The organism is Janthinobacterium sp. LS2A (assembly GCF_036543145.1).
Classification (GTDB): Bacteria; Pseudomonadota; Gammaproteobacteria; order Burkholderiales; family Burkholderiaceae_D; genus Janthinobacterium; species Janthinobacterium aestuarii.
The window spans coordinates 855,040-872,024 of sequence record NZ_JAZHPB010000001.1 but is presented as its reverse complement, the minus strand read 5'-3'; the positions used below and the strand labels follow the sequence as shown (position 1 = coordinate 872,024).

Sequence of the window (16,985 nt, the reverse complement as noted above, 5' to 3'; positions counted from 1 at the left end):
GAATGGATGTCCACGACGCGCCAGGCCCTCCGGACGCAAGCACGCTCGGCGAGGTCAATGACGGAAGAAGTGCCAATACAAGCGCAAGCGCAAGCAGGCCGGGCAGGCGTAGACGAGGAGTGGGAAAGGAAAAAGACAGCGCCCGCGGAAAGCGGTGCTTCAATCAGTTGACGCCAATAGAGATGGAACGCTGCGCGCATCATAAAACCTCACGGAAAACGAAAATGTCGTTCTCCGTATTCGGGGTAGCCCCGGGCGCACGCAGCACACGCCGAGTTGTCATTATACCTCAGGCCCGGCTTTCCTTCAACGCGACAGCAGCGGACTGAATCGTCGTCCAGGGTGGCTCGCTTCCCGCTCAGTATGTTGATGTAGATCAATCAATTTTTGTATCGTGTGCAGCAGAATATGATCATTCGCAAGCTTCTGTTCAGCAAATCATGGCTTGCGTCCTGCTCTACGCCCTACCCACTTCATAAGGAATACCATGACACCCACTACCATGAAAGCCGCCGTTGTCGAGCAACTGGGCCAGCCGCTGGTGCTGCGCGATGTGCCTGTGCCGGTACCCGGCCCCGGCCAGATCCTCGTCAAGACGGAAGCGTGCGGCGTTTGCCACACGGACTTGCATGCGGCGCGCGGCGACTGGCCCGTCAAACCGTCGCCACCGTTCATCCCCGGCCACGAAGGCATCGGCCTGGTGGTGGCCGTGGGCACGGGCGTGACCGAAGTGCAGCTGGGCGACCGGGTCGGCGTGCCCTGGCTCTATTCGGCTTGCGGCCATTGCGAACATTGCCTGGCAGCCTGGGAAACCGTGTGCGCCGAAGCGCAGTTTGGCGGCTACACCAAGAATGGCGGCTTTGCCGAGTACATCCTGGCCGACCCGCGCTACGTCGCGCATATCCCGGCGGGGCTGTCCGCCGTGCAGGCGGCGCCCATCATCTGCGCCGGTGTGACCAGCTACAAGGGCATCAAGGAAACGGGCGCGCGGCCGGGCGAATGGCTGGCCGTGTCCGGCATTGGCGGACTCGGTCACCTGGCCATTGAGTATGCGCTGGCCATGGGCTTGCGCGTGGCGGCCGTCGACATCGATGACGGCAAGCTGGAGCACGCGCGCGCCCTCGGCGCCGAAGTGACCATCAATGCGCGCCAGGGCGACCCCGTCGCGGCCTTGCGCGAAGCGACCGGGGGCGGCGCCCACGGCGTGCTGATCACGGCGCCGTCGCTCGACGCCTTCCAGCAAGGCGTGGCGATGACGCGCAAGCGCGGCACGTGCGTGCTGGTCGGCTTGCCGCCAGGCGACTTCCCGACGCCGCTGTTCGACGTCGTCGCCAATTGCGTGACGATACGCGGCTCCTTTGTGGGCACGCGCCAGGACATGGCCGAGGCGCTTGCCTTTGCCGCGACGGGCAAGGTCAAGGCCGACGTGGAATTGCAACCGCTGTCGGCCATCAACGACATCTTCAGCCGCCTGGAGCACGGAAAGGTTGCCGCGCGCGTCGTGCTTGATTTCAGCGCGAAGTAAACGCGACGCCAGCATTCCGGTGTGTCGTGCGACGGCAATCTAATTGCCGTTGTTATGATGACTTATCATAAAAACACAACGAGGACACACCGATGAAGCAATCCCTCTCCCGCCTGCTGGCCTGCGCCGCCCTCGCCTTCTCCATTTCGGCCAGCTGGGCCAGCGCGGCCGAGCCAGCCGCGTCGTCACTGCCTGGCCACTATTATCTGCAAGGCGTCATGGAAACGGGCTCCGAACTGCTGCTGAAAAAGGACGGCACCTTCGAATGGATGCTCAGTTATGGCAATACCGACCAGCAAGCCAGCGGCGAGTGGCGCGCTTCGGGCGACGTAGTCACCCTGGTGGCGGGCAATGGCGGCAAGGAGCCGCAGTTCCGCGTGTTCGAGGAATCGGAAATGCGCATCCAGAAAGCGGCCGAAGCGGGACTATGGGTCGCCATCGTCGGCTTTCCCCGGCTGGGGCCGATGGCCGGCGTGGAAGTGAAATTCGAAGCGCAAAGCGGCAAGACTGCCACGGCCGTGAGCGTGGCGAACGGCGACGCCATCGTCCGCATGCCGGCGTCGGAACGCTGGGTGCGGGCGGGCTTGCGCCGCCAGGGCTCGAAAGCCGACTATCAATGGCTGGCCGTGCCAGCGGAGCGCGCGCAGGAGCGCATCGCCGCGTTCGCCGTCACCGATCCCCAATGGCTCAGGGGCCAGGCATTCCAGAAGCTGGCCCTGCGTGTCGTCGAGGGCGGCCTGCGAGTGGACGAGCCTGACAATGGCCTGGCCAGGGGCCTGTACGCGAAGCCGGCATCTGGCCAGTAGCACGCGTTTTCCGCCGTCCCATTCTCTGCCGCCTCCCGGCGTCTGGTCCGCACTATCGTCCAGGACAAGGTCCGTGCGCCGTTGACACCCTGCACGGTCTGTCCTATAGTCGCCGGGTTAACGACAAATGAGAATGAGAATCATGTTCAGTTCTATGAAGAAATGGCTCGTGTGCTATCCGCTCGTGGCCGCCAGCCTGTTGCTGGCCGGTGGCGCGCAGGCGCAAACAACCGATCCCGGTGCCGGCGCCAAACAGTTGTGGCAATTGATTGACTACGTTGCCGTCGATTACAGCGGCGCCGTCGAGCACGGCAAGGTGGTCAGCGAGGCCGAATACGCGGAAATGCTCGATTTCACGGACAACGCGACGACGCAGATCGCCGCCCTGCCCGCCCACGCCTCCCAGGCGGCCATTGCCGCCGCCATCGCCGACCTGCGCAAAGCCGTCGTCGCCAAGGCGGATGGCGTGGAAGTCAAGCGCCTGGCGCACCATGCGAACGGCTTGCTGATTGCCGCCTACCCGATACCCGTGGCGCCGAAAGTGCTGCCGAACCTGGCGCGTGGCGCGGCCCTGTATGCGGCCCAGTGCGCTTCTTGCCACGGCGTGGCCGGCGGCGGCGATGGTCCGCTGGCGGCCAGCCTGGAACCGAAACCGATCGCCTTCACGGATGGCGAACGGGCGCAGTCGCGCAGCCTGATGGCGCTGTACCAGGTCATTTCGCAAGGCGTGGCCGGCACGTCGATGGCCAGTTTTGGCCAGCTGTCCGAAAACGAGCGCTGGGACCTGGCTTTCTATATCGGCGGCATGTCGCATGATGCGGCGGCCAGCGCGCATGGTGAAAAGCTGTGGCAGGACGATCCACGGGCCAGGAAGCTGTACGCGGACCTGGCTGCCGTGACGACCCTGACGCAGGAAGCCGTTGCCGCCAAGCTGGGCGCGGACGAAGCCAAAGCGCTGACGGCGTATCTGCGCAGCCATGCCGACAAGGCCGAGGCGCACAAGCCGGCCGGTCTGGCCCTGTCGCGTCTGCGCCTGGCCGAAAGCCTGGCCGCCATGCACGCGGGCGACCGCGCGGGCGCCACGCGGCTGGGCCTGTCGGCCTACCTCGATGGTTTCGAACCGATCGAGCCGATGGTCGGCGCGCGCAACAAATCCCTGCTGCTGGCCGTGGAAAACGCCATGCTGGCCTACCGCTCCGCCGTGGCCAAGGGCACGGTGGCCGACGCCGAAGCGGCCGGTGAAAAACTGCAGCAACTGTTTACCCACGTGGAAGCGGAACTGGGCGACGCCAAGGCTGACCCGATGACCACCTTTATCGGCGCCCTGACGATCTTGCTGCGCGAAGGCGTGGAAGCGCTGCTGATCGTGATCGGCATCATCGCCTTCCTGCGCAAGGCCAAGCGCCACGACGTGCTCGCCTACGTGCATGCGGGCTGGGCCAGCGCCTTGGTGGCGGGCGGCCTGACGTGGGTAGCGGCGACGTATCTGGTCACCATCAGCGGCGCCAGCCGGGAAGTGAGCGAAGGGCTCGGTTCCGTATTCGCGGCCCTGGTCTTGCTCAGCGTGGGCTTGTGGATGCACCAGAAGAGCAGCGCCGGGCGCTGGCAGGAATACCTGCACGAGAAACTCACGGCGGCCATGACGCGCCGCTCCGCCTGGGGCCTGTTCGCCCTGGCCTTCATCGCCGTCTACCGCGAAGTGTTTGAAACCGTGCTGTTCTATTCCGCCCTGGCGGCGGACGGCAATGGCGGCGCCCTGCTGGGCGGCTTCCTGGTGGCCATCGTGCTGCTGGTCGTGATCGCCTGGGCCTTGCTGCGCACGAGTGCCCGCATGCCGATCGGCAAGTTCTTCTCGTGGACGTCCGCCTTCGTGGCCGTGCTGGCCGTGATCCTGATGGGCAAAGGCGTGGCCGCGCTGCAGGAAGCGGGCTGGGTCGGCGTCACCCCCGTCGATTTCGTGCGCATCGACTTGCTGGGCATCCTGCCGACCATGGAAACCCTGCTCGCGCAGGCGGCCATCGTGGCCATCATCGTCGCCGGCTATGGCTGGAACCGCGTTTCGGCAGGCAAGCGCAAGCTGGCCTGACCCTGAAATGCTGGCGTAGGCAGAGCCCACATGGCGCTGCCTACGCCTGGTGGATCGGTGCGAACGACTGGGCAAACAGATCGGGCTGATAGTCGGCGGCACTGAACAGGTGGCCACACGATTCGTCGATCGTGGCGCGCAGTTTTGCCTGATCCACGCCCAGCACGACGCCACCGCGTTTGCGCACGCGCCCGCCAATGATGACGGTATCGATATTGCTGCGCTCAGCCGCATGCACGACGGTACCGATGGCGTTATTGACAGGATATACATTGAGGTCGCCCGTGCGTATCAGCACCAGGTCGGCCTGCTTGCCTGGCGCCAAACTGCCAATGCGCTGTTCCAGTCCTGCCACCGCGGCGCCGTCTATCGTGGCGGCCTCGAGCAAGCGGAAGGCATCGGTGGGCGCCGCCGCATGGCGATGTCCCTGGCGATGCCCCATGGCCCGCTGCAGGTAGAACGCCACGCGCATTTCCATGAACATGTCGCCGCTATACGAAGTCTCGTTGTCGACACTGAGGCCGGGGCGTATGCCGTGCTGGTGCGCCGCCTGCCAGGCGTTCATGCCATCCTCGATACCGTAGTGGGCATCCGAACGCGGACATACATTGACGCGCACGCCCGTCTCGCGCAAGATCCGCCAGCCCGCTTCCGGCAGGCAGGTGCAGTGGTTGAAGATATTGTCGCTGCCGAGCAGCCCCTGCCGGTGCAAGCCCTCCAGCTCGTCCGCCATGCCAGCGCCAAAAAACTCGGTCACGATGGGAATACCCAGTTTACGGGCGACGGCCCACTGCTCCGGTTCCAGCTGCGCCATCATGGCCAGCGTCACCAGGCTGTCGGGATTCGTAAAATACTTGGCCTGCAGGCGCGCCAGGTTGCCTGGCCAATGCGCCTTGTCCCACTCGCCCGACACGGGTGCCCCCGAGGCGTGCACGGCGCGGATGCCCGCGTCGAGCAGCGCTTCGACCGCCGCGTCGGCGTGCGCTCCCGTGCGGCTGTTGTGGGAATTGTCGATCACGGTCGTGATGCCGGCATCGATGGCGCCCAGGGCAGTGAGCAGGTTGCCCACGTAAATGTCGCGCGGCCGGTAGTATTTGGCGAACGAGAAATGCGTGGCGTTGCAATAGTCCTCGAGCGTTGCCGCATTCGGGTTGATGCGGCGCAGCTGGCCTTCCCAGGCATGGCGGTGGGTGTCGACCATGCCGGGAATGGCGATCATCTGCGCGGCATCGATGACTTCGGCGCCGTCGGCTTGCAGATGCTGGCCGATGGCGGCGATTGCCCCATCGACAATCAGGATATCGCCCTTGGGCACATTGCCGACACTGCCATCCATGCTGATGATGGTGGCGCCTTTGATCAGCATCTTGCGGGGTGCCGGGGCCAGTGGCGCCAGTAGTTGATCTTGTTCAGACATGCTTGATTCCTGTTGTAGCTAATGAGTTGCACGCAGTCTAGTGCAGGCAGGCACGGGGAAAAAGTAGCGCAGTGTGTTTTCAGCATGCAGAAAATCCGAATAATGTTGGGTTATAGTGCCGTTTCCCCTACTGCGACGAAGACAAGACATGGACCGCGTACAAGCAATGCAGGTATTCCTTCGCGTGGTCGAGAGCAGGAGTTTCGTGCGCGCGGCGGAGACCCTGGGTTTGCCCGCATCGTCGGTGACCGCCATCATCAAGCGGCTGGAAAAGCATTTGCAGACGCGCCTGCTGCACCGCTCCACCAGGAACCTCAGCCTGACACCGGAAGGCGAGCGCTACTTCCACCGCTGCCGCGAGATCCTCGATCTGATCGCCGATACCGAAGCGAGCCTGCAAGGCGCTAGCGAGCGCCCGCAGGGACGCTTGCGCGTCGATATGCCTGGCGGCATTGCCCATGCCGTGATCCTGCCCCAGTTGGCGCAATTCCAGCAGCGCTACCCCGACATCTACCTGATGATCGGCGTCAATGACCGCCAGGTGGACTTGATACAGGAAGGCGTCGATTGCGTGATCCGCACCGGCAGCCTGGAAGACTCGACCCTGGTCGCGCGCCGCCTGGGCGAGCTGCGCTGGATCACCTGCGCGGCGCCGTCCTACCTGGCCGAACAGGGTGTTCCCGCAACCCTCGAGGATTTGCCGGGACACCGGGCCGTCCACTACTTTTTCAGCACCATGCGGCGCGGCAACGACCTGCATTTCATCGAAGACGGCACCAGCATCGCCATTCCCGTCCCCGGCACGGTCGCCGTCAACGAGACGGAGCTGTACATCGAGCTGGGCCTGGCCGGCCATGGCTTGATGCAGCTGGCCGAGATCCTCGTAAGCGACCAGTTGCAGGCAGGGGCACTGGTCGAGGTGCTGGCCGACAGGCGGCCGGCGCCCGTGCCCGTATCGCTGCTCTACCCGCATCAGCGCTTTCTCTCCCCGGCGATGCGGGCGTTCACCGACTGGACGGCCGGGCTGTTCTGAGCGCCTCGCGTGCACGCTGTTGAAAACTGCGATATGATGACCGTCATGCAGAACTCACCGAACAAACCGGCGGCGCAAAGCCGCAAGGAAGCCACCCACGAACGCATCGTCGAGGTGGCCACGCGCGCCATCCGCCGCAGCGGCTATGCGGGCACGGGCGTGGCCGACATCATGAAGGAAGCGGGCCTGACGCACGGCGGCTTCTATGCGCACTTCGCCTCGCGCGACGCGCTGCTGGCCGAAGCGGGCGACCGTGCGGGCGCCGAAGCGGTGGCGCTGGCGGCCAGGGTGGCGGCCGCCGCCCCGCCTGGCCAGGCGCTGCAGGCCATGCTGGCCGCGTATCTGTCGCCCGAACACATCGCCGCCATCGAGGTAGGCTGCCCCGTGTCGGCGCTGGGCTCGGAAATGCCGCGCCAGGCGCCCGAGGTGCGGCGCGCCGCCACCATCCATATCAAGGAAATGATCGACCTGTTCGCGCGCCAGTTGCCGAACTGGGGCCAGCCCGAAGCGCACGCGCAAGCGATGGCGACGGTGTGCGCCATGATCGGCACCACCATTCTCGCGCGCGCCGTGGACGAGCCGGCCTTGTCGGACGCGCTGTGCGCGGCCACCCTGGCGCAGTTTCAAACACCCAGCTAATTGCCCTGCCCGTGGCCTTGATCCGTCCCGGGCTTTTTTTGAAACAAAAATATGATGATCGTCATATACCATATCCAACGCTGTCAACCACTGAAGGAATTGCCATGAACAACAAGAAGATTGCCCTCGTCACCGGCGCCTCGTCCGGCATCGGCGCGGCCACGGCCCGGCGCCTGGCGCAAGCGGGCTACACGGTGTACGGCACCAGCCGCCGCGGCGGACAAGCGGCCGCAGCCGGCCATGCGATGCTGGCGCTCGACGTCACCAGCGACTCTTCCGTCGCTGCCGCCGTGGCAGAGGTAATCCAGCGCGAAGGCCGCATCGACCTGCTGGTGAATAACGCCGGTTTCGGCGTGGCCCCGGGTGGCGCAGAGGAAAGCAGCGTGGCGCAGGCGCAAGCCATCTTCGACACGAATTTCTATGGTGTGCTGCGCATGACCCTGGCCGTGCTGCCGCACATGCGGGCCCAAGGTGGCGGGCGCATCCTCAATATCGGTTCCGTCCTGGGCTTTTTGCCCATGCCTTACGGTGCGCTGTATTCCGCCACCAAGCACGCGATCGAGGGCTACACTGAATCGCTCGACCATGAAGTGCGCGGCTGGGGCATCCGCGCCAGCGTCATCGAACCGGCCTACACGAAAACCACGTTCGAAGCCAATCTGCTGGCGCCCGATACCCCGCTGTCCGCCTACCGGCAAGTGAGCGCGGCCATCACCAGCCGGCTGCAGACGCTGATGGCCGGCGCCGACGATCCGGCCATCGTGGCCGACACCATCCTGGCGGCGGCGCAGGCAAGCAAGCCCAAGCTGCGCTACACGGCCGGGCCGCTGGCGGCGCGCTTGCGCCTGATGCGCCGATTCATGCCGGCCGCGCTGCTGGATGCCGGCTTGCGCAAAGACCTGCGCCTGGCCTGAGCGCCGGCGCCTTTTCAGTCTTCAGAGAGAACATCATGCAAGCTTTGCAACTCAAACAATACGGCGGCCTCGATTATGCGGCGTTTGCGGAACTGCCCCGCCCCACGCCCGGCCCCGGCGAATTGCTGGTGCGGGTGCACGCCGTCGGCCTGAACCCCATCGACAACCTGATCCCCAAGGGCGACTTCAAGCCGATCTTGAAAACGCGCTTGCCGGCCACCCTGGGCAGCGACCTGGCCGGCGTGGTCGTGGCCGTGGGCAGCGGCGTCACGCGTTTTACAGTCGGCGACGCCGTGTATGCGAGCATTTTCGACACGCCGCACGGCAGCCTGGCCGAATTTGCCATCGTGCCCGAACAGGCGGCCGCGCTGAAACCGGCCAACCTCGATTTCGTGCAGGCGGCGTCGATTCCCATGGTGGGCCTGACGGCGTGGCAAGCGATGCATGAGCGCATGCAGCTGAAGCCGGGCCAGAAAGTGTTCATCCCGGCCGGTTCCGGCGGCATCGGCACGTTCGCCATCCAGCTGGCCAAGCACCTGGGCGCCCGCGTGGGCACGACCACCAGCACGGCGAACGTGGAACTGGTGCGCGGCCTGGGCGCCGATGACATCATCGACTACAAGAAACAGCCGTTCGAGGACGTGCTGCGCGATTACGACGCCGTGCTGGGCACGGTGCGCGGCGATGGCCTGGAAAAAGCCTTGCACATCGTCAAGCCCGGCAGCCGCGTCGTTTCGCTGGTCGGCCCGCCGGACGCCGCCTTTGCCCGCGCGCGCGGCATGAACGTGGTGCTGAAACTGGTGTTTGGTTTGCTCAGCCGCAAGATCATCGGCCTGGCGCGGCGGCGCGGCGCCAGCTATGCCTTCCACTTCGTGCGTCCCGACGGCGGCCAACTGGCGCAGATCGCCGCCCTGATCGAGGCGGGAAGCATCCGCCCCGTCATCGACAGTGTGTTTCCTTTTCTTGAGGCGAAACAGGCGCTGGCTTATCTGGCGCAGGGCCGTGCACGGGGCAAGGTGGTGGTGCAGCTGCCCGTGTCCTGAGGCGTATCTGGCCTGCTTTCCGCGCCGTGACCATGACTGTGACTATGTGTGAGTTTTGCGTTGGCAATTTGCTCCATACTCGTTGTCAACCCTGTGCCAATTGATACCGGTCAACCTCCGTAAAGGTAGCTCATGCGCGTTTTCCCGGAATGCTGCTGGCTCGCTATCACCCTCGTGGCCGGCATGGTCCACGCCGCCGAACCGGGCGTCACCGAGACGCACATCCGTCTGGGCATGGTCAATGCGCAAACGGGCGCGGCCTCGGGGCTGGGGAAAGCCATGCTCGACGGCGCAACGGCCGTGTTCCAGGAAGCGAACCAGCGCGGCGGCATCCATGGCCGCAGCATCGAGCTGGTGGTCGCCGATGACGGCTACGATCCGGACCGCGCCATCAGCGAAACGCTCAGGCTGGTCGAGGAAAAACAGGTGTTCGCCCTGTTCGGCAACGTAGGGACGCCCACGACCAACGCCGTCATACCGATCGTCCAGGAAATGAAGGTGCCGCTGGTGGGCGCGTTTACGGGCGCGATGACCTTGCGCCGCCCCGTGGTGCATGAAATCATCAACTTCCGCGCCAGTTATGACGATGAGTCCGATGCCCTGGTGCAGTATTTCGCCAGCCGGGGCGTCAAGCGCTTTGGCGTGCTGTACCAGGACGACGGTTTCGGCAACGCCGTGCTCGACGGCACCGTGCGGGCCCTGCAACGGCGCGGCCTGGAACTCGTCGCCAAGGGGGCGTTCCAGCGCGGCACCACGGCCGTCAAGGCGGGACTGGCGGCCCTGATCGGACACGACCTGCAAGCGGTGGTCATGGCCGGCCCCTACACGCCGGTGGCGGCGTTCGTGCGCGAAGCCAGCCAGGCCGGGTTGAAGGCGGCCCTGTCCACGGTATCGTTTGTCGGCACGGACAGCCTGCTGCAACTGCTGGGCACGGAAGGCAACAACATCGTCATTTCGCAAGTAGTGCCCTTGCCGGACGACCGCCAGTTGCCGATCGCCGCCGACTGCGCCGCGCTGCTGGCCAAACATGTGCCGGCGGCCACGCTGTCTTTCGTCAGTTTCGAAGGCTGCATCTCGGCCACCCTGATGGTGGCGGCGCTGCGCCGCACGGGCAGCGACCTCACGCGCGAGCGCCTGATCCAGAGCTTCGAAACGTTCGACCGCCTCGATCTGGGCGGCATGCGGGTGACGTTGCGGCCCGATAATCACCAGGCGTCGACAGCCGTCTTTCTGACCCGCATCGCCGACGGCAGGATCGTGCCGGCGGACCCGGGGCCTGGCGCGAAGTGATGCGCGCCCACTTTTCCAGCCCGCCCTGGAGCCAGGCATGAAAATCAGGACCAAGCTGATCATCAGTACCAGCGTCCTGCTGGCGGGCGTGGCGGCCATGGCGGCGGCCAGCCTGCTGCTGGTGAAAGGCATCGAAACCCATGTGCATGGCTTGACCGACCGGACCGTGCCGCTGTACACGGACGTGTTGCGCCTGCGCTATACCGTGCAGGACATGGCGTCGGACTTTTTCGAGCTGGGCAAGGCGGAAGACCTGGCGCAGCTGGAACAGGTGTCGGACAAGATCGTCGCCAATATCCAGGCCGCCGAGAGCATCCGCAATGAATTGCGGCGCCACGGCGAGCCGCAGGCGGCCCGCTATCACGCGGCCTTCGAACAGGAATTCCAGCGCATGCGCGTCGCCGTGCGCAAGCGCCTGGAAAACGAGGCCTACTACAAGGCGCAGGCGATGGAGATGGGCCAGGTCCTGGCGCAGATCAAGGCCGCCGCCAAGGCCGCGCGCGGCAAGATCCGCCTGGTCGACAGCCAGGCCCAGGCCACGGCAGCCGAAGTGCAGCTGCAAAGCCAGCGCCTGAACGAGAACGCGCGCTACCTGACCGACTTGCGCAAGAGCATCCTCGACATGCAGATTGCGCTGGCCGAAACGGAGGCCGTGAAGAACCGCTTCCGCATCGCGCCCCTGCGCGAACGGCTGACGGCGGCCGTCGCGCATCTGGACGGAAGCGGCGAGCGCGACATCAGCCCCGCCCAGCAGGCGCTGCGAACGACACTGCTGGCCACGGCGCGCCAGTTGCTCGATCCCGCCGCCGGCCTGATGGCCTTGCGCGCCGGCTTGCTGGCCGAGGCCGGCGCCAGCGCGGCGCAGCAGACGCAATATGCCGCGCTCAAGGAGCAAGTCAGCGCCACCCTGGCCACCGCTCTCCTGCGCCTGGCAGAGGAACTCGATCCCATCGAACTGCAGCTGGCCATCGGACGCGACCGGTTGGCGCAGGCCAACCGCTACATGCGCACCTCGGCCCGCATCGAGGACGCCAGCGGCGAAATCAACCTGGCTGTCGACGCCATCAGCATCGACGTGGGCGAAGTCATGCTCGCCACGGCCGCCGGCGACGTCAAGCGCCTGGGCGACGATATCGCGCTGCACATCGGCGCCTTGCACCGCGACATGGGCACCATGCAGACCTTGCTGCAAAGCATAGGCCAGCTGGGCTTGCTGGCCGAAACACGCAGCGTCGACACCTACCTGGACGCGGTGGAACGGTCGGGACAGCGGCTGGTGCAAGCCAAGGGCAGCGTGCTGGACAGCCAGGCGGCGCTGGGCGAGGCCATCGACCACGTACGCGCTTTCGAACGCGAACAAGCCGCCTATTCCGCGCAGCAAGTGGCGCGCATCACGGGGCAGCAGCAGGATGCCGTGACCCAGGTGCGCGATGGCGTGCGCCATGCCTTCATGCTGATCCTCGGCATCGCGCTGGTGCTGCTGCTGGCCTGCGTGGCCATCACGGGGCTGATCAGCGCGTCTATCGCCAGGCCGCTGGCGCACCTGTCCCATGCGATTGCCCATATCCGCGGCGGCAAGGCGCTGTCGGTGCGCGTGGCGCAGCATGGCAGCGATGAACTGGGGCAATTGATCAAGGGCTTCAACGGCATGCTCGAGCACGTGGAACAGCGCGACCTGGCGCTCAAGCAGGCCAAGACCGAGGCCGACGCCGCCAACCGCGCCAAGTCGGAATTCCTGGCCAAGATGAGCCACGAGATCCGCACGCCGATGAATGGCGTGCTGGGCATGACGGAATTGCTGCAGCGCACGGAACTGAGTCCCAAGCAGCAGCGTTTCGTGCACACGGTGCACCGCTCGGGCGAAAGCCTGCTCAGCATCATCGACGACATCCTCGACTTTTCCAAGATCGAGGCGGGCAAGCTGGTGCTCGAACATATCCCGTTCGACCTGCGCCAGGTGATCGACGATGTCGTGGCGCTGTTTGCCAACGGCATCCAGCGCAAGGCCATCGAATTTACCTCCCGCATCGCCTCCGACGTGCCGCAGCATGTGCGCGGCGACCCCGTGCGCCTGCGCCAGATCCTCACCAACCTGCTCAATAACGCCACCAAGTTCACGGAACGGGGCGAGATTTCCGTCGATGTCAGCTGCCCCGCCGCCGGCCAGATCCGCCTGGAAGTGCGCGACACGGGCATCGGCATGGCGCCGGAAGCGGCAGCGGCCGTCTTCCAGCCGTTCCGCCAGGCCGACAGCACCACTTCGCGCAAATACGGCGGCACGGGACTGGGCCTGGCCATCATCAAGCAGCTGGTGGAAATGATGGGTGGCAACATTGTGCTGAAATCCGTGGCGGGCCAGGGTTCCAGCTTCGCCGTCACCATCGCCGTGGGCATCGTGGCGCCCGAAGACGCGCCGCCGGCGGCGCCGCCGCGCGTGTCGCTGGCCGCCTTGAACGTGCTGGTCGTCGACGACCATGCCACCAACCGCAGCATCCTGCTGCAGCACGCGATCGAGTGGCAGATGGCCGCCGCCAGCGCCGCCGACGGCGCCGAAGCGCTGGACCTGCTGCAAGCCGCGCTGCGCGGCGGGCGCCCGTTCGACCTGGCCATCATCGACATGCGCATGCCCGTCATGGATGGCGCCGAGCTGGTGCGCGCGATCAAGGCCGACGCCGGCATGGCGGCCCTGAAAATTATCATGCTCAGTTCGCTGGACGCCTCGGCCGAGCTGCGCCAGCTGACGGCGCTGGGCGTGGAATACTGCCTGACCAAGCCCGTGCGGGCGATGGAACTGCGCCACTGCATCGAAGCTGTCTGCGGCTACGGCACCCTGGCGCCAACGAGTGCTGCCATGCCTGCCCTGCCCGCTCCAGCGGACACCGCGGACGCAGGCCAGGCGCCGCTGCGCATGCTGCTGGTGGAAGACAATGCGATCAACCAGGAAATCGCCCTGGCCATGCTGGAAGACAGCGGCTACGAAGCCACGCCGGCCGACAACGGCGCGCGCGCGCTGGCCCTGTGGGAGCGCTACCCGTTCGACGTGATCCTGATGGATTGCCAGATGCCGGAAATGGATGGTTTTGAAGCGACCCGGCGCTTGCGCCGCATGGAAAGCGAGCAAGGCCGCAGCCGCACGCCCATCATTGCCCTGACGGCCAACGCCATCCTCGGCGACCGCGAACTGTGCCTGGACGCGGGCATGGACGACTACCTGGCAAAGCCGTACACGCGCGCCGCGCTGCTGGAAGTCCTGGCCCGCTGGCGTCCGTCGCCGGCCGCGCCGGCCGCAGCGGAAACGCCTACAGTAACCACGGAGGTGGCGCCGGTGGAATCAGCCGCCATCCTCGACGCGGCCGCCCTGCAAAACCTGCGCGCCATGCGGCGTCCCGGCCGTCCCGACGTGCTGGGGCGCATCATCGACCTGTTCTACAGCGACGCCCCGCGCCTGCTGGGCCAGCTGGAAGTGGCGGCCGAAGCCAGCGATGCCGCGGCCCTGCAGCTGGCGGCGCATACGCTCAAGTCGAGCTGCGCCAACGTGGGCGCGCTGGGCTTGTCGGCCACCTGCCGTGAAATCGAACAATACGCGCGCGGCAATGACGTCGGCAGCGCACTGCACCATATCCGCGGCATCCAGCAAGAGCTCGACCGTGTCCTCGCCGCCCTGGCCATTGAGAAGGAAGCCATATGAATACCGCACTGTCCCCGCAAGCACTGGTCCTGGTGGTCGACGACGACACCATGACGCGCATCCTCGTGACGGAAGCGCTGGAGCCGGAAGGCTTCCGCATCGAGGAAGCGGCCAGCGGCCTGGAAGCGCTGGCCGCCTTCCAGCGCGGCGTGCCCGACCTGATCCTGCTCGACGTCGCCATGCCCGGCATGAGCGGCTTCGAATGCTGCCAGCAGCTGCGCCGTCTGCCCGGCGGCGCGCACGTGCCCATCGTCGTGCTGACCGGCAACGACGACGACGACTCCATCAAGCAGGCGCTGGAAGCGGGCGCCAGCGATTTCATTTCCAAGCCGATGCAATGGCGGCTGCTGGCGCACCGGCTGCGCTATCTGCTGCGGGCCAGCAGCGCGCTCACCGAATTGAGCCGTATCCAGGAAAGCCTCAACCACGCGCAGGCGCTGGCCCGCCTCGGCAACTGGGAATACCGGGTCGCCGGCGGCGACGGTTACTGGTCGCCGGAGCTGTTGCGCATCCTGGGCCTGGACGCCGATACCGGCCCCACCAGCTTCGACCGCCTGCTGCAGTGCCTGCCGGAAGACCAGCGGCCCCTGCTGCTCGATGCCTTCATGGAGCTGCATGCGAGCGGCACCAGCTATGGCCTCGAACACAAGGTGCTGCGGCCGGACGGCGGCGAATGCATCGTCTTCCACCAGGCCGAAGCCGTGCGCGAAGGCCGCGAGGTACTGCTGATGCGCGGTACCGTGCAGGACATCACGGACCGCAAGCTGCAGGAATTGCGCATCGAATACCTGGCCAACCATGACGCGCTGACGGACTTGCCCAACCGGCAACTGCTGAACGACCGCATCGGCCAGGCCATCGCCCATGCCCGCCGCACCCGCTTGCACCTGGCCACCCTGATGATGGACCTCGACCGTTTCAAGTTTGTCAACGACAGCTATGGCCACCCCGTGGGCGACGCGCTGCTGCGGGAAGTGGCCCGCAGGCTGAAGCTGGCCGTGCGCGAGGGCGACACCGTGGCCCGCCAGGGCGGCGACGAGTTCGTCATCCTGCTGACCGACCTGCCCGACATCGAGACGGCCGAACAGATCGTGAAAAAGGTGCTGGCGGTGTTCTCCGATCCTTTCGTCCTGGGCGAACATACCCTGCACGTCAGCACCAGCATCGGCGCCAGCGTGTTTCCGTCCGACGGCGACAGCGGCGACATGCTGCTCAAGACGGCCGATGCGGCCCTCTACAGCGCCAAGGACAAGGGCCGCAACGGCTACCAGTTCTACAATCACAAGATGGGCGTGCTGGTGGAAGAGCGGGCCGAAATCGAACATGCGCTGCACCAGGCGCTGGCGCTGGGCGAGCTGGAATTGCACTACCAGCCCAAGGTCGACCTTACCAGCGGCAAGATCTATGGCATGGAAGCGCTGCTGCGCTGGCGCCGCGACGGCATCGGCCTGGTGCCGCCGGACCGCTTCATCCCCCTGGCCGAGGAAACGGGCATGATCGTGCCCATCGGCGAATGGGTGCTGCGCACGGCGTGCGCGCAGCTGGGCGTCTGGCATGCCTACGGCTTTACGCACCTGACGATAGCCGTCAACGTGTCGGCGCGCCAGTTCCGCCAAGTCGACATGCCGCAACTGGTGCGCGAAGTGCTGGCCGACAGCGGCGTGCCGGCCCACTGCCTGGAGCTGGAGCTGACGGAAAGCGTGCTGATGCAGAACCGCGACCTCGTGGTGAAGGCGCTGGAAGAATTGAAGGAAATCGGCGTGACCTTGTCGCTGGACGACTTCGGCACCGGCTATTCCAGCCTGTCCTACCTCAAGCAGTTCCCCATCGACGTCGTCAAGATCGACCAATCGTTCATCCGCGACGTGACCGACAGCGTGGATGGCGCATCGCTGACCCGCTCCATCATCGCCATGGCCAAGTCGCTGCACATGACGACGGTGGCCGAGGGCGTGGAGACGGAGGGACAATTGGGATTTCTCAATACCAACCAGTGCGACGCCATGCAGGGCTATTATTTCAGCCGCCCGCTGCCCGGCGCCGAGATGGATCTGATGTTGCATGCGGGCACCCATTTACCGCCCGACAGCTGCCATGCCGAAACGCCGCAGCGCGTGCTGCTGCTGGTGGACGACGAAGAGCACATCCTGTCCGCCCTGCGCCGCTCGCTGCGCAAGGAGGGTTACCAGATACTCAGCACCAGCAAGCCGCAGGAAGCGCTGGAACTGGTGGCCGCCCATGCCGTGGGCGTGATCCTCACGGATGCGCGCATGCCGGGCATGTCCGGCAACGAGCTCTTGCGCCGCATCAAGGGTATCTATCCGGAAATCGTGCGCGTGATGCTGTCCGGCTACCCGGAACTGCATTCGGTCACGGCGGCCATCAATGAAGGCTCGGTGTACAAGTTCATCACCAAGCCATGGGATGAAACCCTGCTGAAAGACCATTTGCGCGAAGCCTTCGTGCGCTTCGAATCGGGTGTCCAGCGGCCACCGGTCGGTCCGCATGGTATCGAGATCAGCAACCGTGCCGCCTAGCGCGCCA

At 65.7% G+C, this 16,985-nt stretch carries 11 protein-coding genes; 10 read left to right on the top strand and 1 reads right to left on the bottom strand.

The genetic code is table 11. The features are described 5' to 3' along the window. The first annotated feature begins 487 nt into the window (after positions 1 to 487). The 3 genes from V3C40_RS04040 to V3C40_RS04030 all read left to right on the top strand — a co-directional run bounded on the left by V3C40_RS04040 (position 488) and on the right by V3C40_RS04030 (position 4,417). Positions 488 to 1,525 carry a zinc-dependent alcohol dehydrogenase gene (locus tag V3C40_RS04040; protein WP_331776595.1) on the top strand — a complete coding sequence of 346 codons (1,038 nt, stop codon included), beginning with the start codon at positions 488 to 490 and terminating at the stop codon, positions 1,523 to 1,525. Positions 1,526 to 1,617: 92 nt separating this feature from the next. Then, a complete protein-coding gene (locus V3C40_RS04035) occupies positions 1,618 to 2,331 on the top strand; it encodes a hypothetical protein (RefSeq protein ID WP_331776594.1) in 714 nt (237 codons plus the stop codon). A 142-nt stretch (positions 2,332 to 2,473) separates the two neighbouring features. Further along, positions 2,474 to 4,417 carry a cytochrome c/FTR1 family iron permease gene (locus tag V3C40_RS04030; RefSeq protein WP_331776593.1) on the top strand — a complete coding sequence of 648 codons (1,944 nt, stop codon included), beginning with the start codon at positions 2,474 to 2,476 and terminating at the stop codon, positions 4,415 to 4,417. 40 nt (positions 4,418 to 4,457) lie between these two features. Here the strand turns inward: V3C40_RS04030 and V3C40_RS04025 are convergent, their stop codons facing one another. Then, positions 4,458 to 5,834: an amidohydrolase family protein gene (locus tag V3C40_RS04025; RefSeq protein WP_331776592.1), complete on the bottom strand. Its 1,377-nt coding sequence runs from the start codon at positions 5,832 to 5,834 to the stop codon at positions 4,458 to 4,460. A gap of 148 nt (positions 5,835 to 5,982) precedes the next feature. Between V3C40_RS04025 and V3C40_RS04020 the strand changes: the two genes are divergently transcribed. From V3C40_RS04020 to V3C40_RS03990, 7 genes are all read left to right on the top strand, one after another. Next, complete coding sequence (locus V3C40_RS04020) at positions 5,983 to 6,867, top strand: LysR family transcriptional regulator (protein ID WP_331776591.1); 885 nt, start codon at positions 5,983 to 5,985, stop codon at positions 6,865 to 6,867. 33 nt (positions 6,868 to 6,900) lie between these two features. Continuing rightward, a complete protein-coding gene (locus tag V3C40_RS04015) occupies positions 6,901 to 7,506 on the top strand; it encodes a TetR/AcrR family transcriptional regulator (RefSeq protein ID WP_219329040.1) in 606 nt (201 codons plus the stop codon). A 104-nt stretch (positions 7,507 to 7,610) separates the two neighbouring features. Beyond that, positions 7,611 to 8,420, top strand: coding sequence for an oxidoreductase (locus V3C40_RS04010; RefSeq protein WP_331776590.1), 810 nt, complete (start codon positions 7,611 to 7,613; stop codon positions 8,418 to 8,420). A gap of 35 nt (positions 8,421 to 8,455) precedes the next feature. Then, entirely contained in the window at positions 8,456 to 9,463 is a 1,008-nt protein-coding gene (locus V3C40_RS04005) for an NADP-dependent oxidoreductase (protein WP_034748178.1), read from the top strand. Between the two features lie 132 nt (positions 9,464 to 9,595). Further along, positions 9,596 to 10,753, top strand: coding sequence for an ABC transporter substrate-binding protein (locus V3C40_RS04000; RefSeq protein ID WP_034748174.1), 1,158 nt, complete (start codon positions 9,596 to 9,598; stop codon positions 10,751 to 10,753). 37 nt (positions 10,754 to 10,790) lie between these two features. Continuing rightward, complete coding sequence (locus tag V3C40_RS03995) at positions 10,791 to 14,441, top strand: response regulator (RefSeq protein WP_331776589.1); 3,651 nt, start codon at positions 10,791 to 10,793, stop codon at positions 14,439 to 14,441. Then, positions 14,438 to 16,978, top strand: coding sequence for an EAL domain-containing protein (locus tag V3C40_RS03990; protein ID WP_331776588.1), 2,541 nt, complete (start codon positions 14,438 to 14,440; stop codon positions 16,976 to 16,978). The genes V3C40_RS03995 and V3C40_RS03990 overlap by 4 nt, the downstream gene beginning before the upstream one ends. The last annotated feature ends 7 nt before the right edge of the window (positions 16,979 to 16,985 follow it).

What these genes read in the sequence shown, in the direction of transcription:
- V3C40_RS04040 (WP_331776595.1), top strand. Translation starts at nt 488, where the DNA reads ATGACACCCACTACCATGAAAGCCGCCGTTGTCGAGCAACTGGGCCAG.
- V3C40_RS04035 (WP_331776594.1), top strand. Translation starts at nt 1,618, where the DNA reads ATGAAGCAATCCCTCTCCCGCCTGCTGGCCTGCGCCGCCCTCGCCTTC.
- V3C40_RS04030 (WP_331776593.1), top strand. Translation starts at nt 2,474, where the DNA reads ATGTTCAGTTCTATGAAGAAATGGCTCGTGTGCTATCCGCTCGTGGCC.
- V3C40_RS04025 (WP_331776592.1), bottom strand. Translation starts at nt 5,834, where the DNA reads ATGTCTGAACAAGATCAACTACTGGCGCCACTGGCCCCGGCACCCCGC.
- V3C40_RS04020 (WP_331776591.1), top strand. Translation starts at nt 5,983, where the DNA reads ATGGACCGCGTACAAGCAATGCAGGTATTCCTTCGCGTGGTCGAGAGC.
- V3C40_RS04015 (WP_219329040.1), top strand. Translation starts at nt 6,901, where the DNA reads ATGATGACCGTCATGCAGAACTCACCGAACAAACCGGCGGCGCAAAGC.
- V3C40_RS04010 (WP_331776590.1), top strand. Translation starts at nt 7,611, where the DNA reads ATGAACAACAAGAAGATTGCCCTCGTCACCGGCGCCTCGTCCGGCATC.
- V3C40_RS04005 (WP_034748178.1), top strand. Translation starts at nt 8,456, where the DNA reads ATGCAAGCTTTGCAACTCAAACAATACGGCGGCCTCGATTATGCGGCG.
- V3C40_RS04000 (WP_034748174.1), top strand. Translation starts at nt 9,596, where the DNA reads ATGCGCGTTTTCCCGGAATGCTGCTGGCTCGCTATCACCCTCGTGGCC.
- V3C40_RS03995 (WP_331776589.1), top strand. Translation starts at nt 10,791, where the DNA reads ATGAAAATCAGGACCAAGCTGATCATCAGTACCAGCGTCCTGCTGGCG.
- V3C40_RS03990 (WP_331776588.1), top strand. Translation starts at nt 14,438, where the DNA reads ATGAATACCGCACTGTCCCCGCAAGCACTGGTCCTGGTGGTCGACGAC.